Source organism: Veronia pacifica, from assembly GCF_001707825.1.
Lineage (GTDB): Bacteria > Pseudomonadota > Gammaproteobacteria > Enterobacterales > Vibrionaceae > Veronia > Veronia pacifica.
Window position 1 is genome coordinate 1 of the sequence record NZ_LYBM01000083.1, and the last position, 6,467, is coordinate 6,467.

The 6,467-nt window shown below is 40.9% G+C and carries 7 protein-coding genes and 2 pseudogenes; 5 read left to right on the plus strand and 4 right to left on the minus strand.

Annotation, left to right across the window (positions count from 1 at the left end; genetic code table 11):
* The first annotated feature begins 484 nt into the window (after positions 1-484).
* A pseudogene (locus A8L45_RS25435) lies at positions 485-856 on the plus strand (phage antirepressor N-terminal domain-containing protein).
* On the opposite strand, the gene A8L45_RS25800 reads toward A8L45_RS25435, so the two are convergent.
* On the minus strand, positions 781-1,179 hold the full coding sequence (locus A8L45_RS25800) for an ogr/Delta-like zinc finger family protein (protein ID WP_083228502.1): 399 nt from the start codon (positions 1,177-1,179) through the stop codon (positions 781-783). The pseudogene A8L45_RS25435 and the gene A8L45_RS25800 sit on opposite strands and share 76 nt — an antisense overlap.
* An 88-nt stretch (positions 1,180-1,267) precedes the next feature.
* Between A8L45_RS25800 and A8L45_RS22885 the strand changes: the two genes are divergently transcribed.
* Genes A8L45_RS22885 through A8L45_RS22895 form a run of 3 tightly spaced genes read left to right on the plus strand, consistent with a single transcriptional unit; the run spans position 1,268 to position 3,527 of the window.
* Positions 1,268-1,579: a hypothetical protein gene (locus tag A8L45_RS22885; RefSeq protein ID WP_068905660.1), complete on the plus strand. Its 312-nt coding sequence runs from the start codon at positions 1,268-1,270 to the stop codon at positions 1,577-1,579.
* Between the two features lie 2 nt (positions 1,580-1,581).
* A complete protein-coding gene (locus A8L45_RS22890; protein ID WP_068905661.1) occupies positions 1,582-2,364 on the plus strand; it encodes a hypothetical protein in 783 nt (260 codons plus the stop codon).
* 17 nt (positions 2,365-2,381) lie between these two features.
* The gene (locus A8L45_RS22895) at positions 2,382-3,527 is read left to right on the plus strand and encodes a tetratricopeptide repeat protein (RefSeq protein WP_068905662.1); all 1,146 of its coding nucleotides are present in this window, start codon (positions 2,382-2,384) and stop codon (positions 3,525-3,527) included.
* Here the strand turns inward: A8L45_RS22895 and A8L45_RS24800 are convergent, their stop codons facing one another.
* Positions 3,528-3,671 (minus strand): hypothetical protein, encoded by a 144-nt coding sequence (locus A8L45_RS24800; protein WP_175402072.1) that lies wholly within the window; start codon positions 3,669-3,671, stop codon positions 3,528-3,530. It lies immediately after the preceding gene.
* Between the two features lie 35 nt (positions 3,672-3,706).
* On the opposite strand from A8L45_RS24800, the gene A8L45_RS24805 reads away from it, so the two are divergent.
* Positions 3,707-3,856, plus strand: coding sequence for a hypothetical protein (locus tag A8L45_RS24805; RefSeq protein WP_175402071.1), 150 nt, complete (start codon positions 3,707-3,709; stop codon positions 3,854-3,856).
* Here A8L45_RS24805 and A8L45_RS24045 read toward each other — a convergent pair.
* Both A8L45_RS24045 and A8L45_RS22905 read right to left on the minus strand, forming a co-directional pair.
* Positions 3,845-4,392: pseudogene (locus A8L45_RS24045) on the minus strand (IS630 family transposase); the annotation flags it as partial. The gene A8L45_RS24805 and the pseudogene A8L45_RS24045 sit on opposite strands and share 12 nt — an antisense overlap.
* A gap of 393 nt (positions 4,393-4,785) precedes the next feature.
* On the minus strand, positions 4,786-6,467 hold a 1,682-nt coding region (locus tag A8L45_RS22905; protein ID WP_083228503.1), incomplete at its 5' end, for a hypothetical protein.

Here is a 6,467-nt window from a genome sequence, read left to right on the forward strand (position 1 = left end):
GATCCTCTACACGTGTTGAATTTTCTGGGCTGTGGGTGATCGGTCGAAATCGGGGGCGGGAAAATACACCAAAATGGGTGATATGAATTATATTGGACAAGTCATTCCGCCCTGTATAAATCCTCAGCGCTGTTCACCGCATCGCTCTAAAAACAAACACCTACCCACCTCAAAGAAATGATTGCATCACACCACAACCCATTGACACACATCGCAATGTATTGCTGACCTAATGATGCATCAGCAAAATCCGGTGCCGGGTTTGGTACCCCCGATGTGGATACTTGGCGAACATTCGCCAGCCTTCTCGTGCTAGTTTTTTTGTGCACGGCATTGTACATCTGTAGTTTATGGAGTGCTGAGTTAGGCCGCTTCGGCGGTCCGCAACCTTGTGGGCGATAGGACTAACCTTGCTCAGTTTTCCGCCCAGAGATTGGTGCCTTTGAGTGGTGAGTTACCTAGATAACGACACTTAGAGGTCATCATGACCACAGTAATTACCGTTCCTTTTAAAGGTGTTGGGTTGTGTGTAGCAGAGCGCCAAAACCAGCCATTTACCCCAATGAAAGCGATTGTCGAAGGCATGGGTTTAATGTGGGAACCTCAGCTCAGAAAGCTGAATTCAAATGCAGAAATATGGGGGGTGATCAAGATGGTGGTACCTACCAAGGGAGCTTATCAAACAGCGGTCTGAATGCCCTTACGCAAACTGTTTGGCTGGCTGCAAACTATCAGTCCCAACAAAGTGTGCAAAGAGAACCGTGAGCGGATAATCCGTTTTCAAAACGAGTGCGATGATGTGATCTGGCAACACTGGGCTGCCTTGGTAGAGAGGCTTAAGGTTTCAACAAAATAAACCGAGAGCACCATTTCATGCCCGCATTGCTTACTTTTACAGCGACAGTAAATATCCGCACAATTATTCGACAGCCGATTAGTTTTAGTTATTATCGCCCGCGATCCACACTCACACGTAATACGACTCGCCCCAATTTTTACGGGCTCATTAAGTGACAACTGGCTCGGTTTTGTCGCGTGTTTATAACTCACCCCACTAATAAAAGAGTGACCACACTCCGGGTCTGTACACGAGCACATTAATTCGGTGTCGGTACTGTTAGACAGGGATTTCTCCCTATGTATAATCGACGCTGCACCACATTGACACAGTATGCGCATGGTTATTAATCCGGCTAATTAGTAACCAGTAAAGTATACATTTTGAAATGTTTGACGACTAGTACGAGAAAATTTAATTGGAGGTAATATGGATCCAATAACGCTAACAACAATTGGTACTTTTACATGGAATGCTCTTTCTGGAGGTATTTTCTACGATAAAGTAAAACCAATCTTAGGTAGTGGCTTAGGTCGCCTACAGAAATTCTGCCAAGACGAAAAAAAAGATGAATTTATGAGTACTCTAGAAATGTTGCTCGAGTATGATGAAGAACTATTAAGAAACTTAAAAAAACTAGAGGGTTCAGAAAAAAGTGGAGACAGTTTTCATATAGAAACAGGAAATATTAATGCTGAAGGAAGTGTAGTTATTGGATATGGAAACAGTATTGAGAAATAAAAATGACTGGTATTAGTGTAGGAGATATTACAACTGATGGAATCGTATGCGTCGGTAGGGAAAACTTTATCACACAAAATATTTATAAATCTGCTGATTATAAAATCCTTCTATTAGGGAGGGAAAAGGCTAAAAAAAACGTAGAAAAATATCCAGATGATGCTGATTTCAAAAAAGAGCTGTTAGACTCTGAAAATGAACTAGTATGTTTTGAGAAGGACGTAGTAGATATATATAACGAAATTAATAAAATAAATATAAATTCTGAACGTGCGAAAATCGCAAAGGATTTTTTTGAAAAAGGATTGTTTAACGAAGCACGTGAATCATTAAATACAGATGATATATTAAAAGAGCAGAGTAAACTACTCAATGCAAAACTTTTAAATTATGAAAAATTAAAATTAATAGATGAACAGCTTGAAGACAACGCTACTGAACTTGACTTAAAAGCGAAGCTCACTCTTTTAGATTATGAAAGAGGTGAAGAGAGAATTACGGCCGCGACTACTTTATATAATGAAGCATTAAAATCATCAAAAACAATTCAAAGGATTATAAGCCTAGCTTATTTTTATATGAGTATGAGCTCATATAAAAAAGCGAAAGCTCTATATTTAGAGGCTGAGGGATACTTATGTGAAGTTAAAGAATATAATAAAAAAATAAATTATGAATTTATATTAACTTTTAATATGGCAATCATCAATGAGATGGAAAAAGACTTTGATGCTGCCAAAGTTAATTATTTAGAGTCTCTAGAGTTTTTAAAAAATTTCTTGTAGATCAATACTATAGGGGAGTGGATTCGAAAATATATCATAATTTATCAATTTTATTAGATAAAGAAAATAAATTTAAAGAGGCGATGAATTATGCATCTAAGGCGTCAAGAATAAAAAGAGAATTAGCAAAAAACGACTTAGAAACATTTGGCTTGTGTGCGGCAGGGAGTCACCTACAATATGCAAGATTTGTCAGCAGATCAGGTGCTTATCAAGACGCAATAGATCTTTTTTATGAGGTCATTGATATAATCGATGATTTAGATGAGAAGAACAGTCTACATCATATCGAGTTAGTTGCGAATAGCTATTGTATAATTGCTCAAACATTAATTTTAAAAAATAAGAATAATGTAAGTGAAATAAAAAAGTTCTTCAAAGAATCAATTAGATTATATAGAATTATTTATGAGCAGACACCACAAGTCTTTGATTTGAATTTTACTAATACTCTTAATAAGTTTGCTAGTTTCTTGAGAGTTTCTGGGTTTTATTATGATTCTAAAAAATATCAACTTGAAGCAGTGGAAATATATGAAAATAGATATGCCTCTGATCCTGATATTTATAAAGATACATTTATAGCTTATTTAAATGCGCTCGGTTGTTCATATTCAAAAATTGAGGATTATCTAGCAGCTATTAAAACATATAAAAAAGCACTATTTATAATTAACAATTCAGACTCAATTATAATTAAACATGATGATTTACTTATTAACTTATATACAAATATTGGTGTATCTTACGCTGAAATTGGAATGGTCGATGAATCTCATAGCTTTTATAAAAAGGCAGAGTCAACTTTTAATCAAACGGATTCTATAATTGGAATTAGTACCAAACTAAATTTAGAGTCTTCCATTGCACGTTATTATGTAATTAAAGATGATTTTCCTAACGCCATTAAACACTATATTAACGTGTTGAATGACATTAAAGAAACAAAGTATAATAATGATTTTTTTACAGCTGAATGTTTAGGTCAACTTGGCTTTTCACTATTAAGTGTTTCCAATTACTCCGATGCGGAAAGTAAACTGAAAGAGAGTATTAGTATCCTTAAAACCCTTTCATTTGAAAAAAGAAAAAAAAGACTTTCGGAATTTTCAGGTTACTTAGAAGATGTCCGTAATAGAATTGAAAGTGGAAGAAAACATTAATTAGAAATCCCCAAGACCCGGCATTTCCGGGTCGTTATTCACCTCATCCAAAATCAACTCACTCACAGGTAAAATCCCATCACGGGCATATTCCCGCCCTACCTTTTCCGGGTCGCCAAAGCTGGCCGTTCCCTGCGGTATCATCCCGCCTGCTGTTTGTTAGGGGAGGGCGGAAAACGGTGCGAAACCAGTACATCCTGCGCGGTGATGGTTTTACTCTTGTTCCATCATACAACGGCTATTGGGACCTTGTTGGTAAAACCTTTGAAGATATAGATGGTGACAGGGTTGTCCTTCAAAATGGAGAGCGGGACAATTCATCTAAATAACTGATCCGAATAGTGCTTCATTTTCGCCGTGCAATGGCAACCTCCCGGGTGCGGCGATACGCTATCCATAAAGTGCTTCACCTTCGTGAGCAATTACCCCATATGTTTACACCTGTGATCCCGATTAATTGTCTCATGGAGAACATTCCACAATCGCTCTATGATGTTGACGCAAGGGCAATAAACGGGCTGGAACAGCGGCCTGAACGTTGGGCTCTTCTTGAGCCACGCCTTCGTTTTTTTACTTTTGTGGTTGATGTGATTATCCAGTATCAAGGTGATACTTTTTACTCGGTGGTAGTGCCACTTAAGCTTCTCCAGTATGGCAATGAATAGGTCTGAGTCCTTCTTTGTGCCCGACACGTAAAGGGCTTTTCCTGACTCAGAATGCAGCGCTCCTGCCAAATAGCACTTGCAGTTATGTCCCGGTGTGACCACTTTTTCTGCTTGCCTTTTACCGTCCAGTCAGCCCCGATTTTGAGGTTAAAGTCGATATCAACTTCATCTTCATAAAACACCGGATGGTCAACACTGCACTTGTCCTGCGCCTCACATATCTGAGTGCGCTTTTCTTCTTTGTCAGGGGCTCGAATATCTGTGAGATCTACTATTGGGAACAGCTAGTTAGATGTTTGGGCTATTTACTGCGTTTATGTTGACGGTAGGGTTAAGAATAAAGAGAACGCTATGTTTATTATGTTCAAATGATCAAGATATGCAGTATTTATAGAGGCTAAAAAGAAGTCTTTAATGCAACCACGTCTTGGTCTCTTTTTATGAAACATGTCGATAGGGTTAAACACGTCGACGGAATCCGAATTCAACACCCAAAGTTGGCTGGTTTTAGACCGTTTGAGTACACACCCAAACGGTCTTAGCCTTTGAATCAATGCAGCAAGCCCAAAAGCCAACCACACCATCATCTTTATTTAATAAACATAGACGGCGCCTGCTTCTACAGCATTATCATCGGGTGTGCTCCCCACACCAGATGAACTTGAGCCCTCGCCCGTTGCACCTACCGCAAGTCTTTCTCCATTATTGCTCAGACTAATTGAATCGCCAAATAGATCGAGACTCCCCGTGTTTGATGCTTTTATATACGTTGTCTCTGTCCACGTTTGGTTGTCGTAACGATAGAGAAAAACAGCGCCTGTTGCATTTTCAGAGTTGTCATCAGCGTCACCATTTAGGCCAACCGCAGCGGAGTCGTCGTACTTGGATGAAACGGCAAGTGTTTTGCCATCGGAGGACAAAGCAACAGAGTAACCAAATCTGTCTGATGCACCAGAATTAGAGGCTTTAAGGAAGACTTCTTCAACCCAATTACCTCCCGTAAACCGAAAAATATATGCTGCTCCCGATTCCTCTACCTCATCATCAGAGCCGTGACCACCTCCTGATGGACCAGAGTCTTCACCGTAAGCGCCTACAGCAACCACATTTCCATCATCAGATAAAGCGACTGACGTACCAAAGAGTGCCAAATAGCTAGCGTTAGAAGCTTTCAAATAGGCTTCCTGCGACCAACTCCCGCCGGAGTAACGAAAGATATAAGCAGCACCAGAGTAACCTGGATCGCCCTCTGGCACGTTGTAACTTTCGTATCTAGCGCCGACCACGAGGGTGTTTCCGTCTCCGGAGAGTGCTATCGAGTAACCAAAATGAGAAAACCCATTTGGGACTGGGTCTTCGATGGCTACTTCCTCTGCCCAGTTGCCTTCGCTAAAACGGAAAATGTATGCCTCGCCGCTCAACCATGTATCACCCACGGGCGAGTATCTATTGGCACCTACTACAAGGGTATTACCGTCTGCCGATAAAGAGAGAGCTTGGCCAAAGAAATTCTGCCTCTGGGTGTTAGATGCCTTAACATACGCCTCTTGGCTCCAGTTACCTTCATTGAAGCGGAAAATATACACAGCACCCGCACTATTTGCGCCTTCATCCGGTACACTGTTAATTCCGGTAGAAGACGAATCCTCACCATTTGCACCCACCGCAAGTGTATTTCCATCAGCTGATAAAGAGACAGCAGTACCAAAACGATCGTAATTTTGGGGGTTGGACGCCTTTAAGTAAGCCTGCTGTGTCCATCGGCCTTCTGCAAAGCGATAAACGTACACGGCACCTGAATTACTGGACAGGTTGTTTGGTATCGAATTTATCCCAGACGTGTCAGATGACTCCTTGGCTGAACCTACAGCCAGTGTCGACCCGTCAGATGACAGAGAGATACGTCGACCAAATTGGTCATGAGCATCTGTGTTGGATGCCTTGATAAAGGCGATCAAGTCTGTCACGTCTGACGGCGTCAACGATTGTTCATTTGATAAAGAACTTCCACCAGCGTTGCTCGCTTTAATGAAAAAATCAGAAAGATGGTCTCTGAGGGCACCAGTGATATTCACTGTTGCAGATGTGTCGGATACTACGCCAAGTGGTTCGCAGTTATCGTTGTAGGTCTCGTCCTTTCTGCACACTGTATATTCTGTTGCATTGACTGCTGCCCCCCATGACAGGGTGACAGGAAATGTCCCGACATCAGAGGAGGGAGGGACAGACAAAGGTAGTAGATTAAATGCGCCGGGTGCAGGTGGGACAGGGTCAG